The 22676-nt window shown below is 68.6% G+C and carries 24 protein-coding genes; 15 read left to right on the forward strand and 9 right to left on the reverse strand.

The features are described from left to right. Positions 1–44 precede the first annotated feature (44 nt). Both ACIA76_RS01335 and mug read right to left on the reverse strand, forming a co-directional pair. Positions 45–1220, reverse strand: a complete 1176-nt coding sequence (locus ACIA76_RS01335; RefSeq protein ID WP_397147101.1) for an MFS transporter — start codon at positions 1218–1220, stop codon at positions 45–47. Between the two features lie 202 nt (positions 1221–1422). Further along, the gene (gene mug, locus ACIA76_RS01340) at positions 1423–2013 is read right to left on the reverse strand and encodes a G/U mismatch-specific DNA glycosylase (protein WP_397147103.1); all 591 of its coding nucleotides are present in this window, start codon (positions 2011–2013) and stop codon (positions 1423–1425) included. Between the two features lie 84 nt (positions 2014–2097). Here mug and ACIA76_RS01345 point away from each other — a divergent pair, with 84 nt between their 5' ends. Further along, entirely contained in the window at positions 2098–3072 is a 975-nt protein-coding gene (locus ACIA76_RS01345; protein ID WP_397147105.1) for a heme A synthase, read from the forward strand. A gap of 44 nt (positions 3073–3116) precedes the next feature. On the opposite strand, the gene ACIA76_RS01350 is transcribed toward ACIA76_RS01345, so the two are convergent. Then, positions 3117–3803, reverse strand: a complete 687-nt coding sequence (locus ACIA76_RS01350) for a hypothetical protein (RefSeq protein WP_397147107.1) — start codon at positions 3801–3803, stop codon at positions 3117–3119. 37 nt (positions 3804–3840) lie between these two features. On the opposite strand from ACIA76_RS01350, the gene ACIA76_RS01355 reads away from it, so the two are divergent. Further along, on the forward strand, positions 3841–4050 hold the full coding sequence (locus ACIA76_RS01355; protein ID WP_397147109.1) for a zinc ribbon domain-containing protein: 210 nt from the start codon (positions 3841–3843) through the stop codon (positions 4048–4050). A 163-nt stretch (positions 4051–4213) separates the two neighbouring features. Further along, on the forward strand, positions 4214–4825 hold the full coding sequence (locus ACIA76_RS01360) for a TetR/AcrR family transcriptional regulator (RefSeq protein WP_397147111.1): 612 nt from the start codon (positions 4214–4216) through the stop codon (positions 4823–4825). Between the two features lie 22 nt (positions 4826–4847). Here ACIA76_RS01360 and ACIA76_RS01365 read toward each other — a convergent pair whose 3' ends face one another. Then, on the reverse strand, positions 4848–5624 hold the full coding sequence (locus ACIA76_RS01365; protein WP_397147113.1) for a transporter substrate-binding domain-containing protein: 777 nt from the start codon (positions 5622–5624) through the stop codon (positions 4848–4850). Between the two features lie 3 nt (positions 5625–5627). Then, the gene (locus tag ACIA76_RS01370) at positions 5628–5972 is read right to left on the reverse strand and encodes a hypothetical protein (RefSeq protein WP_397147115.1); all 345 of its coding nucleotides are present in this window, start codon (positions 5970–5972) and stop codon (positions 5628–5630) included. An 82-nt stretch (positions 5973–6054) separates the two neighbouring features. On the opposite strand from ACIA76_RS01370, the gene ACIA76_RS01375 reads away from it, so the two are divergent. Further along, positions 6055–7020 (forward strand): quinone oxidoreductase family protein, encoded by a 966-nt coding sequence (locus ACIA76_RS01375; protein ID WP_397147940.1) that lies wholly within the window; start codon positions 6055–6057, stop codon positions 7018–7020. A 21-nt stretch (positions 7021–7041) separates the two neighbouring features. Here ACIA76_RS01375 and ACIA76_RS01380 read toward each other — a convergent pair whose 3' ends face one another. Continuing rightward, positions 7042–7641: a TetR/AcrR family transcriptional regulator gene (locus tag ACIA76_RS01380; RefSeq protein ID WP_397147117.1), complete on the reverse strand. Its 600-nt coding sequence runs from the start codon at positions 7639–7641 to the stop codon at positions 7042–7044. Between the two features lie 85 nt (positions 7642–7726). Between ACIA76_RS01380 and ACIA76_RS01385 the strand changes: the two genes are divergently transcribed. Together ACIA76_RS01385 and ACIA76_RS01390 are read left to right on the forward strand one after the other, a co-directional pair. Continuing rightward, positions 7727–9145 carry an FAD-dependent monooxygenase gene (locus ACIA76_RS01385; RefSeq protein ID WP_397147119.1) on the forward strand — a complete coding sequence of 473 codons (1419 nt, stop codon included), beginning with the start codon at positions 7727–7729 and terminating at the stop codon, positions 9143–9145. Between the two features lie 136 nt (positions 9146–9281). Beyond that, a complete protein-coding gene (locus ACIA76_RS01390) occupies positions 9282–10433 on the forward strand; it encodes a hypothetical protein (RefSeq protein ID WP_397147121.1) in 1152 nt (383 codons plus the stop codon). 242 nt (positions 10434–10675) lie between these two features. Here the strand turns inward: ACIA76_RS01390 and ACIA76_RS01395 are convergent, their stop codons facing one another. After that, the gene (locus ACIA76_RS01395) at positions 10676–11662 is read right to left on the reverse strand and encodes a heme o synthase (RefSeq protein WP_397147123.1); all 987 of its coding nucleotides are present in this window, start codon (positions 11660–11662) and stop codon (positions 10676–10678) included. Between the two features lie 272 nt (positions 11663–11934). On the opposite strand from ACIA76_RS01395, the gene tkt reads away from it, so the two are divergent. Genes tkt through ACIA76_RS01430 form a run of 7 tightly spaced genes read left to right on the forward strand, consistent with a single transcriptional unit; the run spans position 11935 to position 19346 of the window. Then, complete coding sequence (tkt, locus tag ACIA76_RS01400) at positions 11935–14079, forward strand: transketolase (protein WP_397147125.1); 2145 nt, start codon at positions 11935–11937, stop codon at positions 14077–14079. Between the two features lie 8 nt (positions 14080–14087). Further along, complete coding sequence (gene tal, locus ACIA76_RS01405) at positions 14088–15218, forward strand: transaldolase (RefSeq protein ID WP_397147127.1); 1131 nt, start codon at positions 14088–14090, stop codon at positions 15216–15218. 4 nt (positions 15219–15222) lie between these two features. After that, on the forward strand, positions 15223–16785 hold the full coding sequence (gene zwf / locus ACIA76_RS01410; RefSeq protein ID WP_397147129.1) for a glucose-6-phosphate dehydrogenase: 1563 nt from the start codon (positions 15223–15225) through the stop codon (positions 16783–16785). After that, positions 16782–17690, forward strand: a complete 909-nt coding sequence (opcA, locus tag ACIA76_RS01415) for a glucose-6-phosphate dehydrogenase assembly protein OpcA (RefSeq protein ID WP_397147131.1) — start codon at positions 16782–16784, stop codon at positions 17688–17690. Before zwf ends, opcA begins: the two co-directional genes overlap by 4 nt. Next, positions 17683–18417 (forward strand): 6-phosphogluconolactonase, encoded by a 735-nt coding sequence (pgl, locus tag ACIA76_RS01420; RefSeq protein ID WP_397147133.1) that lies wholly within the window; start codon positions 17683–17685, stop codon positions 18415–18417. Before opcA ends, pgl begins: the two co-directional genes overlap by 8 nt. A 22-nt stretch (positions 18418–18439) precedes the next feature. Continuing rightward, complete coding sequence (locus ACIA76_RS01425; protein ID WP_397147135.1) at positions 18440–18790, forward strand: hypothetical protein; 351 nt, start codon at positions 18440–18442, stop codon at positions 18788–18790. 46 nt (positions 18791–18836) lie between these two features. Then, positions 18837–19346 carry a nitroreductase family protein gene (locus tag ACIA76_RS01430; RefSeq protein ID WP_397147137.1) on the forward strand — a complete coding sequence of 170 codons (510 nt, stop codon included), beginning with the start codon at positions 18837–18839 and terminating at the stop codon, positions 19344–19346. Positions 19347–19704: 358 nt separating this feature from the next. Here the strand turns inward: ACIA76_RS01430 and ACIA76_RS01435 are convergent, their stop codons facing one another. Next, positions 19705–20643, reverse strand: coding sequence for an alpha/beta fold hydrolase (locus tag ACIA76_RS01435; protein WP_397147942.1), 939 nt, complete (start codon positions 20641–20643; stop codon positions 19705–19707). A 96-nt stretch (positions 20644–20739) separates the two neighbouring features. On the opposite strand from ACIA76_RS01435, the gene ACIA76_RS01440 reads away from it, so the two are divergent. Continuing rightward, positions 20740–21594 carry an SDR family NAD(P)-dependent oxidoreductase gene (locus ACIA76_RS01440; RefSeq protein ID WP_397147139.1) on the forward strand — a complete coding sequence of 285 codons (855 nt, stop codon included), beginning with the start codon at positions 20740–20742 and terminating at the stop codon, positions 21592–21594. A gap of 65 nt (positions 21595–21659) precedes the next feature. Here ACIA76_RS01440 and ACIA76_RS01445 read toward each other — a convergent pair whose 3' ends face one another. Then, a complete protein-coding gene (locus ACIA76_RS01445) occupies positions 21660–22037 on the reverse strand; it encodes a hypothetical protein (RefSeq protein ID WP_397147141.1) in 378 nt (125 codons plus the stop codon). 73 nt (positions 22038–22110) lie between these two features. On the opposite strand from ACIA76_RS01445, the gene ACIA76_RS01450 reads away from it, so the two are divergent. Then, a complete protein-coding gene (locus ACIA76_RS01450) occupies positions 22111–22674 on the forward strand; it encodes an ArsR/SmtB family transcription factor (protein WP_397147143.1) in 564 nt (187 codons plus the stop codon). Positions 22675–22676: the final 2 nt, after the last annotated feature.

The raw sequence follows: 22676 nt of genomic DNA on the forward strand, positions 1-22676 counted from the left end.
ACCCTACACAGCCCACCCTCCCGCCTCCTCCGGTGCGGCCGCTCTCACCGACGCGCACCCGAAACCGCGGCCGTCGCAGGCGCTTCCGCCTCGACCGCCGAGCGCCGCCCGAGATGTCGCAGCGTCGTCACCGTGACCAGCAGCAGCGCCACGATATAGCCGCCGAACACCAGCGGGGCGGCCGAGGTGAGGCGCGCGAGCAGCGGCACGGTGCCGCCGAAGACCGTCACGGCGGTCGTATACGGCAGCGCCTCGGCCGAGACGCGGTAGCGGGCCGGGACCAGGCCCGCCAGCACCGACGGCGCGACCGCGGTCAGCGGTGCCAGCAGCGCGGCGGCCAGCACCACGACGATCCGGAACCCGGCCACACCGCTGTGCTGCAACAGATACTGCAGCGGAACGATGGTCACGGCCAGCGCCACCGCCGCCCAGCACAGCATCCGCCGACAGCCCACCCGGTCGCCGAGCCGTCCGCACAGCGGCACCGCGATCGTCCCGGTGAGCGCGGCCGCGGTGGACGCCGTCAGCACGGCCGTATCGTTCAGGCGCAGTACCGAAATCCCGTAGGCGGCCGGCAGCGCGCTCCACAGGTGATGCACGGCGGTCATGCCGACGGTCACCCCCGCCACCGTGAGCATCGGACCGGCCAGCTCGCGCCGCGCTGACCACCAGGAATACGCGTCGCCGTCCCGGCGCGATTCGAATTCGCTCGATTCGGACAGCCCACCGCGCAGCACCGCGAATCCGAACGAGGCGAACGCGCCGAGCAGGAACGGAATTCGCCAATAGCCCCCGACGACCCGGTCCGGTCCGAATCCGGCGACGAGGGCGAGCACCAGGACATTGACCAGCACCACACCGAGTCCCGAGGCCGTCGGCAGCATGCTGCCCGCGGATCCGCGGCGTTCGGGAGTGGTCATCTCATAGACATAGCCGTGCCCGAGCGGCGCCTCGCCGCCATAGAAGAAGCCCAGCAACGCTCGCCAGAACAGCACCAGCAGCGGCGCCGCGAGTCCGACGGCCGCGGCGGTGGGCGTCAGCGCCATCCCGAGCGCGGCCACCCCCGCACCGGCCAGGCACAGCCGCATGGCCGGTTTGCGACCACGGGTGTCGGCGTAGTGCCCGATGATTATCCCGCCGAGCGGACGGGTCAGGAATCCGACCGCGTACACCGCGAAGCCGTAGAGCAGCGCCCGCCGCGGATCGTCTCCGAAAAACACTGGGGCCAAATAACTTAGAAGTAGCGGATACAGGGCCCAGTCATAGGCCTCCAACCCGCATCCAGCACAGACCGCAATTGTTCGAATCGTCGACATCGCGTGCCTTTCCGCAAGAAAAGCCGAATCGATGGACTACCGATCCGTCTACGATAGCGACGCGCCGCGCGGTCCGTGGGAGGCCGAGCGATCGTTGACTAACTAGTTACTGGCGACTATCCGCGGCGGTGTCCATCCGCTCGACGGCCTCGCGCAGCGCGCGGAATTCGGTCGCGAGACCGTCGAGGGTGTAGTGCGCGTTGAGGCCGCTCGGATTGGGGAGCACCCAGATCTGCGTGTCGCCCAGCGTTTCCGATTGCCGGCCGACCGTCGTGCGCGGTCGGCCGAAGGCCGTGCGATAGGCGCCCAGACCCAGCACGGCCAGCACCCGCGGGCGATGGTTCGCGACCCGCTCACGCAGCGCGAGGCCGCCCTCGCGCAATTCCGCCGCGCTCAGCTCATCGGCCTTCGCGGTGGTGCGCGCGGCGACATTGGTGATGCCCAGGCCCAGTTCCAGCAGCTGCCGCGGTTCGTCGGGGTGCAGCAGCCGGGGCGTGAAGCCGGACCGGTGCAGGGCGGGCCAGAACCGGTTGCCCGGCCCCGCGAAGTGGTATCCGGTCGCGCCCGACCACAGTCCGGGATTGATGCCGCAGAACAACACCCGCAGGCCGGGGGCGATCAGATCGGGAATCGTCACATTTCGCGCGGCGGCCAGTTCGGCGGGAGTCGGGGTGGCGGTCGAGGCGAAGCGCGGCATCCGATCAGTCTGCCGCACACCGTAAACGACATCTCGTAGTAGCCCGGCTGATCCGGGTCGACCGGCGGCGATTACCATCGGTGCGTGCTGTCACGCGCATTCCTGCGACTGGTCGATCTGCTGCCGCTGCCCTCGGTGAGGGTGCAGCGGATCATCGCGTTCGCGGTGGTCCTCACGCAGGCGGGCATCTCCGTCACCGGTGCGATCGTCCGCGTCACCTCCTCCGGACTGGGCTGTCCGACCTGGCCGCAATGCTTCCCGGGCAGTTTCACCCCGGTCGCGCATGCCGAGGTGCCGGTGGTGCATCAGATCGTCGAATTCACCAATCGCATGTTCACCTTCGGGGTCACGCTGTGCGCGGCGCTGGTGGTGCTGGCCGTGCTGCGCGCGCGGCGGCGGCGCGAGGTGGCGGCATACGCGTGGGCGATGCCGGGCGGCACGGTGTTGCAGGCGGTGATCGGCGGCATCACCGTGCGCACCGGACTGCTGTGGTGGACCGTGGCCGTCCATCTGCTGGTCTCGATGCTGATGGTGTGGCTCGCGGTGCTGCTGTTCGCCAAGATCGGCGAGCCCGACGACGGCGTGCAGGTCGCGCAGGCGCCCGCGCCGTTGCGCTGGTTGACCGCGCTGAGCGCGGTCGCGCTGTGCGGCACGCTGATTGCGGGCACTCTTGTCACCGGTGCCGGTCCGCACGCCGGCGACAAGAGTGCCGAGAAGCCGGTGGTGCGGCTGCAGGTGGAGATCGTGACGCTGGTGCACGCGCACGCCCAATTCCTGGTCGCCTATCTCGCGCTGTTGATCGGGCTGGGCTTCGGCCTGGCCGCGGTCGGCATGAATCGCGCGATCCAATTGCGCCTGACCGTGCTGATCGCGCTGGTGTGCGCGCAGGGTCTGGTCGGTGTCGTGCAGTACTTCACGCATGTGCCCGCCGCGCTGGTCGCCATCCACGTGGGCGGCGCGGCCGCCTGCACGGCCGCCACCGCCGCATTGTGGGCCGCGCTGCGCACCCGCGAGAAGGTCGCGGCCACAACGGCTTCCGCGATCGCACAGCCCGCCTGAGCGCACCGTCGTACCGGCCGTGTCCCGACGGACCTCTGCCGGAGTCAGCCGAGGGCGACGGCCCGTCCGTCGAACCTGTTGGCGCCGTGACGAATCAGTGCGACGCCGTAGACCGCGATCCAGCCGACCCACATCGACCAGCCGACCCCACCGCACAGAGCGAACGGCTTCGCGCCCGTGAGCATGAACGGGGCCGCGCACGCCGAGACGAACAGCAGCGCCGCCGCCACCAGGCCCAGACCACCATGCCAGCGTGCGATGAATCCGGTGCACAGTCCCGCCAGCGACAGACCCAGCAGCGCCATCGCGAGAAACAGCTGATTGAACCCGAACAGCGCGGTATAGAAGCCCCACAACACCGGCACCGCATCGTGCCGTGCCCCGCTGATCAGGCCCAGCCGTAATGCCTCGAGCGCGGTGAAGGTGACGTTCTGCATCAACACCCCCGCGAGCCCGAGCACCGACCACGCGCTGCCGCGTGCCCGCTCCCCCGGCCACAGCGCCGCGAACGCACCGACAGCGAAGACGCTGCCCAGCAGCCAGCCGAACACGGTCAGTGTGGAGGCGAACCGCAACACCCCGCTGTGTGTCGCGAAGAAGTCCGCCAGTTCCGCATCACTCAGAGGTGAACCGGGTAGCGGAAACCCGGACGGGACCAGAATGGCATTGATCGACAACAGCAGGACGGCGAATCCGATCGCGGCCGCCCCGCACAGTTTCTGAAAGCTCACGTATTCCCCTGAACACGTCGTGGACGATAATGCGGGCATGCCGACCTACGCCTACCGCTGCCGCGAATGCGGCGACACCTTCGAACTCGTCCGGCCGATGAGCGAATCCGGCACGGGGGCAACCTGTCCGGGCGGACATGCCGATACCGTCAAGTTGCTCACCACGATCGCCCTCACCGGCTCGGCGGGTGCGCCCGCACCCGCGCCCGCGGCGGGCGGATGTTGCGGCGGCGGGTGCTGCGGCTAGAGCCCCCGGTCCGCGCCGAGGGCGTTGTGAAGGCCGGAATTCGGCCATCGCGCACCACGGCGGTCTGCACGCACTCCCAATCGCTCGATGGTCATGAGTACCCCTCCCTGTACGATTAGTACATCAATCTAGAACTTAGAACGTTGTTCTAATCGGAGGATACATGGCCGACGACCTTCCCGGAATCGTTCGTCTGCGGGACCGCCGCGAGACGCTGACGCTGCGCACCATCCTCACCGCGGCCCGGCGGCTGTTCGCCGAACGCGGTTATGCGCGCACGCCGATTCGGCTCATCGCACAGGAGGCAGGGGTCGTACCGCAGACGATCTACGCGCATTTCGGCTCCAAGGCCGGAGTGCTGACCGGACTGGTCGACCTGCTCGACGAGGAGGCCGGAATGCCCGATCTGGTCGCCGCCGCGAACGAAAGCGCCGACCCCGCGGCGCTTCTCGGCCTGCTGGCCACGGCCACGCGCCGGGTGCGCGAACGCTGCGGCGATATCGTCACCATGCTGGCCTCGGGCGCCGCGGTGGATCCGGATATCGCCGCCACGCAGGCGGAAGGCCTGCGGCGCAACCGACTCGGCGTCGAGCACATCATCGATCGCATCCGCGCGGCGGGCATCGAGGTCGCACCGCGCGCCGTCGATATCGCGGTCGCCCTGATGAGCCCGGGGGTGCACGACAGTCTCGTCGTCGAGGCGGGCTGGTCCTACGACGACTACGAGAACTGGCTCACCGCAACGCTTCTGCGCGCCGTGGTCGAAACCTCCTGAGCGCCGGGCGCTTTCGCGGGGCTCAGGAGGTGGCGTTCGGGCCGATCCAGTCGGCGAACAGGCGGTCGATGCCGCCGGTCGCCCGCTGGGTGGCCAGCCACGCGTTCAGCTCGGCAGCCAGCAGCGGATCGTCCTTGCGGAGCAGGAAGACCTTGCCGAAGGAGTCGAACGGGCGATCCGGGTGCGCGACAACGAGTCCGGAGTGCAGGCGGGTGCGGTAGCGGCCCTCGACCGAATCGGTGACGAAGACATCGGCGTTGCCCTGGGTGATCTGGTCGAAGATCGTGACGTTATCCGGCCACAGGGTGAGTCGGGCGTTCGGGAAGTGGGTGCGCGCGAAGGTCTCGTTGGTGCCGCCGCGATTGACGATCACCCGGACCTCGGGCCGGTTGATCTGGTCGATCGTGGCGTACTTGTCGGCATCCTCGGTGCGGGTGATCGGGGCCTTGCCGTCGGTGCCGTAGGTCAGCGAGAAGTCGGCGAACGCGCGCCGGGCCGGGGAGTCGGAGATACCGCCCGCGGCCAGATCGCAGCCCAGGGCGGCGAAGTCGGAGCTCATCGACGTCCAGGTCGTCGGCACGAATCGGGCGGGGCGATGCAGTACATCGGCCAGTCCGCGGGCGAGATCGATATCGATACCGCGGTAGCCGCCGTGACCGTCGGTCACCGAATAGGGCGGATAGTCACCGGTCGTGCACACCCGCAATTCCGGGGCGTCCTGTGCATGCGCCGGAATCGCCACGGTGACAAGGGAAAACGCGGCGGCCGCCAGTGCGGCCGCGAACCGTCGCAGCAGCATCGATCAACGCTCGTTGCGCGCCTTGGGGAATCGGCTCTGCCGGGCGACCCAGCCCGCCATCTTGGCCCAGTGGCCCTTCGCCGGATCCGCCGCGGAGCTGGTCTCGCGATCCCAGTGCTCGGTCTCGGTCAGGCCCTCGACGGCCTCGACCACGGCCTTGGCGGTCGGCAGATCGTCGACGACGCGATCGCCGAGCACACCGTCGGCGCCCACGAGGGTGATCCGGACGCCGATGCGCCCGATCGGCTGCAGCACGGCGGTGGCCGAGCCGCCGTGCGCGGCGACGAACGTGCGCACCGAGTCGATGACGGCGGACGAGGGCTTGGTCGCGGTCGCGGTATCGGTCATGTCGATCAGTTTACTGGTGAGTAGGGTCGAGTCCACCGGCCACCGGCGACCGGCTGGCGATCCGGGTGTAGAACTGGATTCCATGCGCGCCATTCAGGTTTCCGAGCTCGGCGGACCCGAGGTCCTGACCTATGCCGAGGTGCCCGATCCGCAGCCCGGCCCGGGCCAGGTACTGGTCGACACCGAGGCGATCGGCGTCAACTTCATCGACACCTACCTCCGCACCGGCCTCTATCCGCAGGATGTGCCCTATCTGCCCGGCGCAGAGGGCACCGGCGTCGTCGCGGCCGTCGGACCGGAGGTGGACGGGTTCCAGATCGGCGATCGAGTCGCATGGAAGGCCGCGGCGGGCAGCTATGCCGAGCGGGTGCTCGTGCCCGCGGCCGAAGCGGTCCCGGTGCCCGCGGGGGTCGAGCCCGCGGTCGCGGCCTCGGCGCTACTGCAGGGCATGACCGCGCATTACCTCGTCGAATCGGTCTATCGACCCGAATCCGGCGAGACCGTCTTGGTGCACGCGGGCGCGGGCGGTGTGGGCCTGCTGCTGACCCAGATGGCGACGGCCAAGGGCGTGCGGGTGATCACGACCGTCTCGACCGACGAGAAGGAGGCGCTCTCGCGCGCGGCGGGCGCGGCCGAGGTGCTGCGCTACGGCGACGATCTGGCCCAGCGGGTCCGCAAGCTCACCGACGGCCAGGGCGTCGCGGCCGTCTACGACGGCGTCGGCCGCGATACCTTCGAGGCGAGCCTGGCGTCGCTGCGGATTCGCGGCATGCTCGCCCTGTTCGGCGGGGCCAGCGGACCGGTACCGCCGTTCGATCTGCAGCGGCTCAATCGCGGAGGGTCGCTGTTCGTCACCCGCCCGAGCCTGGGCCACTACACCCGCACCCGCGACGAATTGCTCTGGCGCGCGGGCGATGTCTTAGCCGCCATCGCCGCGGGCACCCTGCACGTCCGCATCGGCGCGACCTACCCCCTCGCCGAAGCCGAACGGGCACACCGCGATCTGGAGAGCCGCCGCACCACCGGCTCGATCGTGTTGGTGCCGTAGCGGTTCCGACTCCCCGGGGGATCAGTAATCGCGGCCGGTCAAGCCGCGGTAGATGAATCGGGTCAGGCCGTCGATCGCCTCGGTGTCGGTCAGGTCGATCGCGCCCTCTTCCACGGACTCGAGCAGGGCCTGCACCATCAGGAACATCATTGCCAGACTCGCGTCGGGGGTGCTCGGCAGCCGTAGTCCGGCGGCGGCGAAACCGTCGAGGTGGTCGGCCAGTTCGGCGCGCTCCTCGGCGGCGAAACGCGCTGCCAGATGGGCGAATTCGTCGTTGACGAGCGCGGCCTGGCCCACCGCGCGCAGCACCGGCCAGTGCCGGCGGGCGTAGCCCCAATAGGTCCGCACGTGATAGCGGACGGCCGCCGGATCCGTGAAGTCCGGACTGTGCTCGTCCTGGTCCGCGGCCAGATCTCCGGCGGCGCCGAAATCTCGCAGCAGCGCCTGCAGCAGCTCTTCCTTACTCGCGAAGTGATTGTAGAACGAGCCCGCGGCGCGGCCCGCGGCCGCCGTGATGTCGGTGATCTTGGTGTTCAGATATCCGCGCTCGGCGAACAACCGGCGCGCGGCATCCTTGAGCGCCTGCTCGGTCTCGGCCGACTGCTCCTTGCGGCGGGCCATTCTCACCTCCTGTTGACAGCGGACCCTATCAACCAGAATACTGAATTCAGATTCAGTGAATTATGATTCAGTCATGGAGGGGCAGATGTCTCCGCAGGTACTCATCGCGGGCGCGGGCCCGACCGGCCTCACCCTCGGCATCGAGCTGGCCCGGCGCGGTGTGGCGATCCGGATCGTCGACAAGGCGGCCGAATACTTCATCGGATCGCGCGGGGACGGCATCCAGCCGCGCACCCTCGAGGTCTTCGACGACCTCGGCGTGCTCGACGCCGTGCTGACCGCGGGCGAGGATGTGGCCACCATGAAGATCTCGCTCGACGGGCGGTTCGCAGGCGAGCGCCGCCGGACCGAACTGCGCGAACCGACCCCGGCGTTCCCCCATCCGAATCCCTGGGTGCTGGGTCAGTCACAGATCGAGGGGATCCTGCGCGAACGGCTCGCCGAACTCGGAGTGAAGGTCGAATTGTCCACGGCCGTGGTCGATCTCACGCAGGACGAGGACGGCGTGACGGTCGTCCTCGCCGGTCCGGGCGGGGCAGAGACGGTCCGCGCCGACTACCTCGTCGGCGCGGACGGCGGCGCCAGCACGGTGCGCAAGGCGGTGGGCATCGCCTTCGAGGGCAACACCGACGACACGCTGCGCATGCTCATCGGCGATGTGCGCGTCGACGCCCTGGATCACGCCTACGGCCACTGGTTCGCCCGGGCCGAGGCCCCGATGGAGGGCGTCGCCCTGACCCCGCTGCCCGGGGATCGGCTGTTCCAGTTCATCGCGCCACTGTTCGACGAGCGCCCCACCCGCGCGTCGATGCAGGCCGTCCTCGATCGCTACTCCGGCCGCACCGACCTCGTACTCGGCGAACCGGTCTGGGCCTCGGCGTGGCGGCCGAATGTCCGCCTGGCGCAACGGTTCCGGACCGGTCGAGTGTTCCTGGCCGGTGATGCGGCGCATGTCCACCCGCCGACCGGTGGCCAGGGCATGAACACCGGCGTGCAGGACGCCTACAACCTCGGGTGGAAGCTCGCGGCCGCACTCGACGGTGATGACAGCCTGCTCGGCAGTTACGACACCGAGCGGCGTGCGGTGGCGGCGCGCGTGCTGGGCCTGAGCACCGATCTGCTCGACCGGCACGTCTCGGGCGACGAATCGTCGATGGACCGGGGCGAGGACACCTTCGGCCTGGACATCAGCTACCGATCCCCCGATGAAACCGGACAGTTGGTTGCTGGTGATCGTGCACCGGATTCGATACTGCGTCGCGCCGACGGCAGCACGGTCCGGATGTTCGACCTGTTCCGCGGCCCGCATGCGACCCTGCTGTCGTTCGACGCACCCGCCGCCGAGGGTGCGCACAGCTATGCGATCGTCTCCCCGGACCGGGTTCCCGCCGACGGTCAACTGGTCGCGGTCGACGGCCATGCCTTCGCCGATTACGCCGCCGCGCCGGGCACCCGAATCATGGTGCGGCCCGACGGATATCTGGCCTGGCGGCGACTGGGGTGACCCGCACGTCACGCGGCGGCACGGATGCTGGATGATCTGTGCTGCCGCACAAGCCGATTCGCCCGGTTCCCCGGTACCGTGGTCGAACGACCGCTCGGCGGCCGACAGATGAGGCATCGACCAGGGGTTGATCACGATGTTGGTGAAGGTCCGCAACGACGACCCGTCGCGCCTGTCCGCCACGGAACGGACGGTGGTGAACTGGTTGAAGTCGTGGACCGGGGCGCACGCACTGCCCGGGATCGCGGTGGTGAAGGCGGGCGGCATCGATGCGATCGTATGGACGCCGAAGATCTGCGTCGTGATGACGGTCAAGGGATTCGTCGAACGGATCAACGGCGCCCTCGCCGTCGCCGCCGACGCCCCGTGGACGATCGACGATCGCGTCGCCCCGCTGGAGGGCGCCGAATCCGGCACCGAGCCGATGGCCGAGATCCTCGCTCGCACCGAGGAGATCCGGCAGCTGCTGCGCGGTGCACCGGGTCGCGAGGGCGTGGGCGTGACGGGCATCGTGCTGGTCATCCCGCAGCTGGGCACCCGGGTGTCACTGGAGAAGGGTCCGCTGCCCGACGGGATCGATGTGGTGGTGGGCGACGGACCGTCCTCGCTGCGTTCGTATTTCACCCGCATCACCGCCGATGCCCCCGACTCCTGGGACGCCGCGCAGGTCGGTCAGGCGCTGGGCGCCCTCGGATTCGCCGCCGCGGCAACCTATTCCGATCTGACGGCCGAGGGTTTCCCTGCCCCGCGCGCCGACCGCGCGGCCGCCCGGTCCGTGGCGCCCCCGCCGAGGGATGCCCGGGTCGCCCAGCCCGCCGCGAATCCGGCGCCGATCCCCGTACCCGCGGGCGGTGTGCCCATCCCGCCGCCGGTCGCCTCCGCCCCGCCCCTCCAGGGCGCACCGCTACCCCCGCCTCGCGGCACGCAACCGGGCCCGCGTGAATTCGCCTCTCCCCCACCGAATCCCGGCCCTCCACCGCAATACGCCGCGAACCAGCAGCCGTATCCGCCCACGCCCCAACCGTATTCGGTCCCGTTCGACCCGCGCCCGCCCCAGCCGCCTCGCCGCCGCAACCGCGGCATCGCCCCCGTGATGATCCTGGGGCTACTGGTCCTCATCCTCGCCGTGGCGGCCCTGTGCACCGGCGGCATCAAACACAGCACCCGCGCCCCGGGCCATACGACGACAACAACGACCAACACCCCTTACACCACGGCCCCCGACCGAACCATCCCCAGCCAGACCCAGGGCCCTGCCTGCTACCCGTTCCAGCCCTGCCCCGGATAGGACTGTTGAAGATCCCCGCACCGCCCGCTGGGCGGACGGTGCGGGGAACGTGTGGGGACCAGCGGACGGTGCGGGGAACATGTGGGGACCGGCCAGCGACCGTACAGGGAACATGTGGCGGTCGGACGGCGGACCATGCGGGGACCGGTCGACAGACCGTGCGGGGACGGTCGACAGACCTGCGGGGAGCAGATGAAAGTCGATGACCCAGCCGAGAAATGGATGCCCGGCCGGACGCGGGCTCAGCCGAACAGCATGTGGCCCAGGGTGTGCCAGCCGAGGACCGAGTCGATGGCCAGGCCGCAGAAGACCACCGCGAGGTAGTTGTTGGACTGCAGGAACAGGCGCAGCGGTTTGACGGATTCGCCGCGGCGGACGCCGGAGTAGAGCTGATGGGCCATGAGGAGGAACCAGGCGCCCGCGGCGATGGCCACGGCGGTGTAGACGACGCCGGTCGCGGGGATCAGGGCCAGGGTGGCGAGGACGGTGAGCCAGGTGTAGATGACAATCTGCTTGGTCACCGCACGCTCGGTGGCCACCACGGGAAGCATGGGGACGCCCGCGGCGCGGTAGTCCTCCTTGTAGCGCATGGCCAGCGCCCAGGTATGCGGCGGCGTCCAGAAGAAGATCACCAGGAACAGCACGATCGCGGGCCAGCCGATGGAACCGGTCGCCGCGGACCAGCCGACGAGCACGGGCATACAGCCGGCCGCGCCGCCCCACACCACGTTCTGCGAGGTGCGGCGCTTGAGGCCGAGGGTGTAGACGAAGACGTAGAACAGGATGGTCGCGACCACCAGCAGGCCCGAGAGCAGATTCGCCTGCCACCACAGCCATGCGAACGAGGCCACCCCGAGCGCGACGCCGAAGATGAACGCGTTGCGGGTCGGCACGGCCTCGCGGGCCAGCGGCCGCCGCGAGGTCCGCTTCATCACCTTGTCGATATCGGCATCGGCGACGCAGTTGAGCGTGTTGGCGCTCGCCGCGCCCATCCAGCCGCCGAACAGCGTGACCAGGATGAGCCGGATGTCGACGTGCCCGCGATCGGCCAGCAACATCGTCGGGATCGTGGCGACCAGCAACAGCTCGATGACGCGCGGCTTGGTGAGCGCGATGTAGGCCAGCACACGCCGCGTCAGCGTCGCGACCGGGCCCGTGCCGGTGACACGGTCGGCCAGCACCGTCGCGGAGGAGCCATGCGCACCACCCGGCTGTTGCCCAATCCGCACTGTCTCTCCTCGCAGGTGGTGCACTCGATCCTATAGGAACTACTACGCACGATGGTAGACCCCGCACCGGTGTGGTCTCGCACGCACCCGCCGCGAATCCGCCCGTGCCGCAGGCATGGTGCGCGTCCGGCGCAGCAATCATCCACCGTAACGAAGCGCCCGTTCCGGCCCGAGAGCGGGCGGGTTCCCGCATCGCGGGATTGCGCCGACCTCTAGGGTGGTGGGTAAAGCTAAAGCCGCCGCGACAATTGAAGGTCAGGAGAAAACCGGTCGTGTCAGTGACAGACGACATCCGCGCCCTCACCCAGCCGAATCACCCGGACGACTGGACCGATTTGGACACGCGGGCCGTCGACACGGTCCGCATCCTCGCCGCCGACGCGGTACAGACCGCGGGCAACGGCCACCCGGGTACCGCGATGAGCCTGGCCCCGCTGGCCTACACGCTCTATCAGCGCGTGCTGCGCTACGACCCGAGCGATCCCGAATGGGTCGGCCGCGACCGATTCGTCCTGTCGGCGGGCCACTCCAGCCTCACCCAGTACATCCAGCTGTACCTGTCGGGTACGGGCCTCGAGCTCGACGACCTGAAGCACCTGCGCAAGTGGGGTTCGCTGACCCCGGGCCACCCGGAGTACCGGCACACCGCGGGCGTGGAGATCACCACCGGCCCGCTGGGCCAGGGCCTGGCGTCCTCGGTCGGCATGGCGATGGCCGCGCGGCGTGAGCGCGGGCTGTTCGATCCGCGGACTCCGCAGGGCCAGAGCGCATTCGATCACTTCGTCTACGTCATCGCCTCCGACGGCGATATCGAGGAGGGCATCACCTCCGAGGCGTCCTCGCTCGCGGGCACCCAGCAGCTGGGCAATCTGATCGTCTTCTACGACGACAACCGCATCTCCATCGAGGACGACACCACCATCGCCCTCACCGAGGACACCGCCGCGCGCTACCGCGCCTACGGCTGGCATGTGCAGGTCGTCGAGGGCGGCGAGGATATCGTCGCGATCGAGAAGGCCGTCGACGCGGCGAAGGCCGTGACCGATAAGCCGTCGTTCATCCTGCTGCGCACCATCATCGGCTATCCCGCGCCGAAGAAGATGAACACCGGCGCCGCGCACGGCGCCGCGCTGGGCGCCGACGAGGTGGCCGCGGTCAAGAAGGTCCTCGGCTTCGATCCCGAGCAGACCTTCGAGGTCGCCGACGCCGTCATCGCGCACACCCGCACCAACGCCGCCGACCGCGCCAAGACCGCCCGCGCCGCCTGGCAGGACCGGTTCGACGCGTGGGCCCAGGCCAATCCGGACAACAAGACCCTGTTCGACCGCCTGCAGGCCCGTAAGCTGCCCGCGGGCTGGGCCGAGAGCCTGCCGTCGTTCGAGCCGGACCCCAAGGGCATGGCCACCCGCAAGGCCTCGGGGAAGACCCTCGCCGCGCTCGCGCCGATTCTGCCCGAATTGTGGGGCGGCTCGGCCGATCTCGCCGAATCCAACAACACCACGATGCCCGATCAGCCGAGCTTCGGCCCGCAGTCGATCTCCACCGGCATGTGGAAGGCCGACCCGTACGGCCGCACCCTGCACTTCGGCGTCCGCGAACACGCCATGGGCGCGATCCTCAACGGCATCGCGCTGCACGGCCCCACCCGCCCATACGGCGGCACCTTCCTGGTGTTCTCCGATTACATGCGCCCGGCGGTGCGCCTGGCCGCGCTGATGCGCGTGCCCGCGATCTACGTGTGGACCCACGACTCGATCGGTCTCGGCGAGGACGGCCCGACCCATCAGCCGATCGAACATCTGGCCGCACTGCGCGCGATCCCGGGCCTGAACGTGGTCCGCCCGGGCGATGCCAACGAGACCGTGTACGCCTGGCGCGCCGTGCTGGATCTCGAGAGCAGCGAACGGCATTCGCATTTCACCCCGGCACAGGGTCCGCATATCGACGGCCCGTCGGCGCTCGCGCTGACCCGTCAGGATCTGCCGATCTACGAGGGCACCAGCTACGACGGCGTTCGCAAGGGCGGTTACGTCCTGGCCGAATCGTCCACGGGCACACCGCAGGTGATTCTGATCGCCACCGGTTCGGAGTTGCAGCTCGCCGTCGAGGCCCGCACTACGCTGGAGGCGCAGGGCGTCGGCACCCGCGTGGTCTCGATGCCGTGCGTGGAATGGTTCGACGCACAGGACCAGACCTACCGCGACGAGGTGCTCCCGCCCTCGGTCCGCGCCCGAGTCACCGTCGAAGCCGGAATAGCGATGCCGTGGCATCGGTTTGTCGGAGACGCGGGTGAGATCGTGTCGATCGAGCACTTCGGTGCCTCGGCCGACTACAAGACCCTGTTCCGCGAGTTCGGCATCACCGCCGACGCCGTGGTCGAGGCCGCCCAGCGTTCACTCGACAAGGTGAAGGGATAAACAGCGACATGGCCCAGAACGAGAATCTCGCAGCACTGTCCGCGGCGGGAGTGTCGGTGTGGCTCGACGATCTGTCGCGGGACCGCATCCGGTCCGGCAACCTCGCCGAACTCATCGCCACCCGCAGCGTGGTCGGCGTGACCACCAACCCGACGATCTTCCAGGGCGCCCTGAGCAAGGGGCACGCCTACGACGATCAGATCAAGGAGCTGGCCGCGCGCGGCGCCGACGTCGACGCCGCGATCCGCACCATCACCACCGACGATGTGCGCGCGGCGTGCGATGTGCTGGCCGAGGCGTTCGAGCGCTCCGGCGGCGTCGACGGCCGGGTCTCCATCGAGGTCGATCCGCGCTACGCCTTCGACGCCGAGAAGACCGTCGCGCAGGCGATCGAACTGTGGAAGATCGTCGACCGCCCCAATCTGTTCATCAAGATCCCCGCCACCGAGGAGGGTCTGCCTGCGATCACGCGCGTGCTCGCCGAGGGCATCAGCGTGAATGTCACGCTGATCTTCTCCGTGGAGCGCTACCGCAGCGTCATGGGCGCCTATCTGGACGGCCTGCGCAACGCCCGGATCGCGGGCCACGACCTGGCCCGGATCCATTCCGTCGCCTCGTTCTTCGTCTCCCGCGTGGATACCGAGATCGACAGCCGGCTCACGAAGATCGGCACTCCCGAGGCCCTCGAGCTGCGCGGCAAGGCGGGAATCGCCAACGCGCACTTGGCCTATGCGGCATACGAGGACATCTTCGTCGGCGGCGCGCATACCTCGACCTTCGAGCAGCTGGCCTCCTCGGGCGGTAACCGGCAGCGGCCGCTGTGGGCGTCGACCGGTGTGAAGAACCCGGACTACTCCGACACGATGTACATCACCGAACTGGTCGCCCCGAATACGGTGAACACGCTGCCGGAGAAGACCCTCGAGGCGTTCGCCGATCACGGTGAGCTGCGCGGCGACGCGGCCTCCGGCAAGGCCGCCGCGGCCCAGGCGATCTTCGACCGGCTGACCGCGGTCGGCATCGATATCCCCGACGTCTTCGCGGTGCTCGAGCGCGAGGGCGTGGAGAAGTTCGAAAAGTCATGGGACGAACTGCTGTCCGCGACTTCCGCCGAACTCGACAGCGCCGGGAGCAACTGAACCGATGGCCGGCGCAGAAACAACGGCCGCACCGGCGAATCCGCTCCGCGAAGAGCGGGATAAGCGGCTTCCCCGGATCGCGGGTCCGTGCAGCATGGTGATCTTCGGTGTCACCGGTGACCTGTCACGCAAGAAACTGATGCCGGCCATCTACGACCTGGCGAACCGCGGGCTGTTACCGCCCGGATTCGCCCTGGTCGGGTTCGCGCGCCGGGACTATGCCGACGAGGACTTCGCGAAGGTGGTCCTCGAGTCGGTGAAACAGCATTCGCGCACGCCGTTCCGGCAAGAGGTCTGGGATCAGCTCTCGGAGGGTATTCGCTTCGTTCAGGGCTCGTTCGAGGACGATGCGGCCTTCACCACCCTGGCCGAGACGCTCGAGCGCCTCGACCAGGTCCGCGGCACCGGCGGCAATCACGCCTTCTACCTGTCGATTCCGCCGAACGCCTTCCCACAGGTGCTCAAGCAGCTGTCCCGCACCGGACTGGCCGAAGCGCCGGATCCGGGGCCCGGGCGGCCCAAGCCGTGGCGGCGCGTGGTGATCGAGAAGCCGTTCGGGCACGACCTGAAAAGCGCCAAGGAGCTCAATGCCCTGGTCAATCAGGTCTTCCCGGAGGAGACGGTCTTCCGCATCGACCACTACCTCGGCAAGGAGACGGTGCAGAACCTGTTGGCGCTGCGGTTCGCCAACGAGCTGTTCGAACCGATCTGGAACTCCAACTACGTCGACCACGTCCAGATCACGATGGCCGAGGACATCGGATTGGGCGGGCGCGCAGGCTATTACGACGGTATAGGCGCCGCCCGCGACGTGATCCAGAACCATCTACTGCAGCTGCTCGCGCTGACGGCGATGGAGGATCCGGTCAGCTTCCAGCCGCGGCAGCTGCAGATCGAGAAGATCAAGGTGCTCTCGGCCGCGAAACTGGTCGAGCCGCTGGACGAGACGACCGCGCGCGGACAGTACTCGGAGGGCTGGCAGGGCAGCGAGCATGTGGTCGGGCTGGCGCAGGAGGAGGGCTTCGATCCGAATTCGCGCACCGAGACCTATGCGGCGATCACGCTCAACGTCGACACCCGGCGCTGGGCGGGCGTGCCGTTCTATCTGCGCACCGGAAAACGGCTGGGCCGCAGGGTCACCGAGATCGCGGTCATGTTCAAGCGGGCCCCGCATCTGCCGTTCGATCAGACCATGACCGAGGAGCTCGGGCAGAACGCGCTGGTCATCCGCGTGCAGCCGGATGAGGGCATCACCCTGCGATTCGGGTCCAAGGTGCCCGGATCCGGTATGGAGGTGCGCGATGTGAATATGGACTTCAGCTACGGCGAATCGTTCACCGAATCCTCGCCCGAGGCCTATGAGCGGCTCATCCTCGATGTGCTGCTCGGGGTGCCGTCGCTGTTCCCGGTCAACGAGGAGGTCGAATTGTCGTGGCGCATCCTCGATTCCGTGCTCGAGCATTGGGCCTCGGACGGTAAACCCGAGCCGTACGAGTCCGGGACCTGGGGTCCGAGTTCGGCCGACGAGATGCTCGCCCGGACCGGGCGCGAATGGCGGCGGCCGTGATAGTCGACATGCCCGACACCAATACCCAGGATGTCGCCAAGCGGCTGGTGCAGCTGCGCGAGAGTAACGGCGTCATCGCCATGGGCCGGGTGCTGACCCTGGTGGTATGCACGCTGGACTCCTCCGAGGCCGAGGACGCCATCGACGCCGCCAACGACGCCAGCCGCGAACATCCTTGTCGCGTGATAGTTCTCGCGCGGGGTGACCGCTCGGCCGAGGCCAAGCTGGACGCTCAGATAAGAGTCGGCGGCGATGCCGGCGCGGCCGAGGTGATCGTGCTGCGGCTACAGGGCGATCTGGTCAATCACGAGAGCAGCGTGGTGATTCCGTTCCTGCTGCCCGATACGCCGGTGGTGGCGTGGTGGCCGCGCGGGGCGCCGGAGCATCCGGCGCAGGATTCGGTGGGGCGCTTGGCGATTCGCCGCATCACCGATGCCACCTTCGCCGCCGATCCGCAGGACGCGATCAAGAAGCGCGGCGGCTCCTACGCGCCGGGCAATACCGATCTCGCGTGGAGCCGGATCACCTATTGGCGCGCACTGCTGGCCGCCGCCCTGGACGAACCGCCCTATGAGCCCGTGGAATCGGTGACGATCTCGGGCCTGTACGAGGAGCCCGCGCTGGATGTGCTCGCGGGATGGCTTGCGGCGCGGTTGAATTGCCCGGTGCACCGGCGCACGGGCGAGCTGAAGGTGGAGCTGCACCGGCCGACGGTCTCGATCGTGATCTCGCGCCCGCAGACCGGACGCACCGCGACCCTGTCGCGCACGGGTGAGCCGGATCAGCGTTTCGCCCTGGCGCGCAGGGAAACCAAGGACTGCTTGGCGGAGGAGTTGCGGCGCCTCGACGCCGATGAGGTGTACGCCGAGGCGCTCACAGGGATCGAAAGGGTTGTGTATGAGTAAGCCTGACATCGAAATCCACGCGGACACCGCCAGTTTGGCCATGGCGGCGGCCACCCGGTTCATCAGGATCGTGACCGCCGCCCAGCGCGAGCGTGGCTCGGCGTCGGTGGTGCTGACCGGTGGCGGCACCGGCATCGCCACGTTGGAGCAGGTGGGCAAGCTGCCCAACGAGATCGACTGGTCGCGGGTCGACATCTTCTGGGGCGATGAGCGTTTCGTGCCGTCCGACGACGGCGAACGCAACGAGCTGCAGGCGCGCGAGGCGCTGCTGGATCATGTGGGCACGGATCCGGCCCGGGTGCATCCGGTCTCCGCCTCCGACGGTGAATACCCGGATCCGATCGAGGCGGCCGCCGAGTATTCGGCCGCGGTGCACGCCTATCTGGCCGAGTACGGCTCCTTCGATCTGCATCTGCTCGGCATGGGTGGCGAGGGTCACGTCAATTCGCTGTTCCCGCATACCGACGCGGTCCGCAAGGAGCATGAACTCGTTGTCGCCGTGACGAATTCGCCCAAGCCGCCGCCGGTCCGGGTCACCCTGACCCTGCCCGCCGTACGCCGGGCCCGCCACGTCGTGCTGATCGTGGGCGGCGAGGCCAAGGCCGCGGCCGTCGCGGCGGCCGTCGCGGGCGCCTCGCCGCTGGACATCCCCGCGGCCGGAGCCATCGGCGGCGAATCCACGACCTGGCTGCTGGACCAGGGCGCCGCGGCGGATCTGCCGCGCTGAGGTCATCGATAGACTGGGCGGCGTGCCGATCATCGAGGTGAGCTACGCGCCGTCCGTCTCCGAAACCACATTGCGCGAGCTGTCTCAGCAACTTCCGCATCTGGTGTCGGTCGCGGTGGAGTGCCCCGAGGAGCCCTACGACTGGGATCTGAAACCGGGGGACGCCGAGATCCGGTTCCGGGAGCGCGGGCCGTTCGACCACGGCGGGCTCGATATCACCATCGAGGTGCGCTCGAAGTACTTCCCCAGCCGCGCCGACGACCGCCACGAGCGGGTGGAGCGGTTGCATCGGGATATCGAGAAGGCCGTCGGGCTGACGAGCTTCGGGGTGTATCTGTCGCTGCCGGTGGCGGCGTGGGAACAGAGCGAGTAGCTCATTCGATATGAGTAATCCGGCGGCAACCGGTAGCGTCGGCCCGGTGGACGAGGCGATAACCGCACTGCGGTCGGTAAGACACTTCCTGCCCAATCCCGTGCCCCGGATAACCATCGAAGAGGTTATCAACGTCGCCCGGTGGACCGGTTCCGCCCGCAACCGGCAACCATGGCGTTTCGTCGCGGTCACCGACCCCCGCCTGCGCGCCGGACTGTCCCGCCTCGGCGACTACGCCATGCTGCTCGGCCGCGCCCCCCTCGTGCTCGTCCTCGTATCGGAGGACAACGGCTTCGCCGACACCGAATTCGACCTGGGCCGCATCGCCCAATCGGTCTGCCTGGCCGCCCAGGACCGCGGCCTGGGCACCTGCATCACCACCTTCCACCCCGACGACAACGTCCACACCGCTGCCGAACTCCTCGCCCTCCCACCCACCTGGCTCCCCCGCCACGCCATCGCCCTCGGCTACACCGACAACGAGAACCAGCACTCCCCCACCGCGATCCCCGTCGGCCGCCTCCCGGTCGAGGACCTGCTCACCTGGGTCCCCTGATCCGCCACTCGCAGCACCCTCCGATTCCGAGCAGCAGTATCCCGGCCCCTAACAGCAGCCTCCCCTGATTCCCTGGCGGCAGTATCCCCAGTCTCTCGCGGCAGTCCCTCTGGTTCTCGCGGCAGTCCCTTTGGTTCCCCAGCGGCAGTCCCTTTGGTTCCCCAGCGGCAAGTCCCCTTGGTTCCCCGGCAGCAGCCTCCTTCGTTCCCCGGCGGCAGCCTCCCTCGTTCCCTGGCAGCAGCCTCCCTCGTTCCCCGGCGGCAGCCTCCCTCGTTCCCCGGCGGCAGCCTCCCTCGTTCCCCGGCGGCAGCCTCCCTCGTTCCCTGCCCCGGCGCGCCAGCGCCGGGGCAGGGACAGGTCAGACCTCGGTTGGTGTGGGTAGGTCGAGCGCCGACAGGTGATGGGTGAGGAAGGCATTCACCGCGGCGGTGCGCTCCAATTGCACCAGATGGCCTGCGGCAGGGATCTTTTCGACGGCGCGGAGGTCGGGGACGTGGGCGCGCATGGTGGCCAAGGGGTCGCGGCCGCTGAAACCCTCCATGTCCGGGTCGTTTTCGCCGTAGAGGAAGTGGGTGGGGACCTCGATGGTGGTGGGCAGGTCGGCGGTCAGTTCCCAGTTGCGGTCCAGGGCGCGGTACCAGGTCAGGGGGCCCGTGAAGCCGGTGCGGTCGAATTCGGTTGTCAGCGTGGTCAATTCGCCCTCGTCGAGCCAGGGCCAGGGGAATGCGGGGGCCGGGGGCAGGACGTCGAGGTAGCCGAGGCCGGGTGGGTTCTTCCAGGTGTCGAGGTAGTGGTAGTCGCCGCTGAGGGAGTAGAAGACGCGGGCGAGGAATTCCCTCGGGCGAGCGGCCAGTTCGACATCGGCCACGCCGGGAGTCTGGAAGTACGACAGGTGCAGGAAATGCCGCTGGGCCGCCTTCGTCCAGAATGCCGACGGCGACTTCGGCGGGCGAGGGGCGTAGGGGTTGTTCAGTACGAAGATCGCCGCCACCCGTTCGGGCGCGCGCAGCGCCAGCTCCCACACCAGTTGCGCACCGAAATCCAGGCCCACGAACACCGCCCGCGCCGCACCGATATCGTCGAGCAGGGCGAGCAGATCGCCGATCACCGCGCGATTGGTATGCGCCTCGATACCCTCGGGCGCCTCGGTCCGCCCGTATCCGCGCAGATCCGGCGCGATGGCCCGGTATCCCGCCGCCGCCAGCGCCGCGAGCTGCCGATGCCAGACGAACCAGCCGTGCGGGAACCCGTGACAGAACACCACCGGATACCCCCGCCCCTGTTCGGCGATATGCATCCGAACCTCGCCGGTCGTCACGAACCGATGTGTCGGCTCCACTCCGCCTCCCAAGTACTAGAACGTGTTCTCATTTCACGGTAGTGTCCCGGAGTCGTGAACGGAATACTCACCGACCGGGTCGCGGTGGTCACCGGCGCCAGCCGCGGCATCGGCAAGGGCATCGCGCTGGAGTTGGGCGCCGCGGGCGCGACGGTGTATGTGACGGGTCGCACCGAGACGCCGGGCCGCCTGCCCGGCACGGTCGCCGAAACCGCCACGCGCATCGGCGAACTCGGCGGCATCGGCATTCCGTACGTCTGCGACCACCGCGACGACGCGGCCGTCGAGGCGCTGTTCACCACGATCCGTACCGACCACGGCCGCCTCGACGTCCTGGTCAACAACGTCTACAACTCCCCGGCCTCGGCCCGCTGGCTGGGCCGCCCGTTCTGGGAGGTGCCGCCGAAGGCGTGGGACGAGAGCTTCGATATCGGCGTCCGATCCCATTATGTGGCAAGCCATTTCGCCGCCGGACTGCTGATCGAGACGGGCGGGCTGATCGTGAACATCTCATCCCCCGGCGCCGAGCACTACACCCACAACACGGTCTACGGCGTCGCCAAATCCGCCGTCGACCGCCTGACCGCCGATACCGCCCACGACCTCGCCGACACCGCGGTCACGGTCGTCTCGCTCTGGCCCGGCATCGTGAATACCGAACTGCTGCAACTGGTCCCACCCGATACCGACGGCCGCCGCCTGATCACCCTCCCCGGCGAGGGCACCTTCGATCTGAACGCGGCCGAGACCCCTCGTTTTCCCGGCCGCGCGATCGTCGCCCTCGCCACCGACCCGAACCGTCGCTCCCGAACCGGAAAGCCTTGGCGGGTAGCAGAACTCGCCGACGACTATGGATTCACCGATATCGATGGCCGCATCCCGCGCGCGGAACCGATCAGGCGAGCCTGAACGTAGGCGGTCCGCGCACCGGGCCACAGCCGCACCGGATACCCACCCACCCGCCGCGCCACATCTCAATCTGTTCCGGCCCGCGATCGCAGTGCCACATGACAACAGACGCCCGCGAGCGACAACTCCCCCACCGCGGCTGCCACGGCCTGGGTGAACTGCGTGCCCGGCGACGCCGTGGTGAGGTCGAACCAGCAGTCCAGCAGAGCCGCGGCCGCCGTCGCGGCGGCGGTCACGCGGTACCGCTCGTCGCCATGGTGCAGCAGCACAGCCGTGCCGATGCACCCGAGCGTGAGCAGTAGATCCAGCCCGATCCAGGCCAAAGCCCAATTGCGCACCCGGATCTCGTCCGGCAGCGTGTCGGCCAGCACCACCGTCCACGGGATCAGGGCCACGGCCGCGGCGCCGAGGAAGATCCCGATCCGCGCGTCGTTCGTTCGCATGTGACCACCGTACGATTGCAAAGACTTCTCTGCAAACAACTTTCTGCAAAGGATCGTTTGCTATGGTGTGGCCATGTCGAAACGCGACGTCGGAGATATGACCAGCGCCGAACGCACGGCCCTGTATCGAACCCTCGCGCATCCGCTGCGCAGCCGGATCCTGCAGTATCTGGGCACACACCCGCAGGCCAACTCCACGACACTGGCCGAATTCCTCGGCGAGAGCACCGGAACCACCAGCTACCACTTGCGCAAACTGGCCGACTCGCGGCTCATCGAGGAGATTGCCGAGAAGTCGCGGGGGCGCGAAAGATGGTGGCGGATACTGCCGTTCAACCACAACGTCCCCGATCCGGCGACCATGCAACCCGCGGAGCGCGCGGCGGTCGAGCACTGGGCCCAGCTCAAGATCGCCGCGGATATCCAGTTCTACCTGCGCGCCACCAAGGAATGGACCGGCCCGGCGGGCTGGGCCCAGCTCTCGCGCTACGGCACCTATATGACCCACGAACAACTGCAGGCGTTCATGAACGACTACCTGGATCTGGTCGAGCGCCACAGCTATCAGCGCGAGGACGCACCGCCGGAGGCACGTCGAATGGCATTCCGGTTCTTCGCCGTTCCCGACGAGGAGTGAGC

Origin of the sequence: Nocardia sp. NPDC051570, from assembly GCF_044454005.1 — a bacterium.
Lineage (GTDB): Bacteria > Actinomycetota > Actinomycetes > Mycobacteriales > Mycobacteriaceae > Nocardia.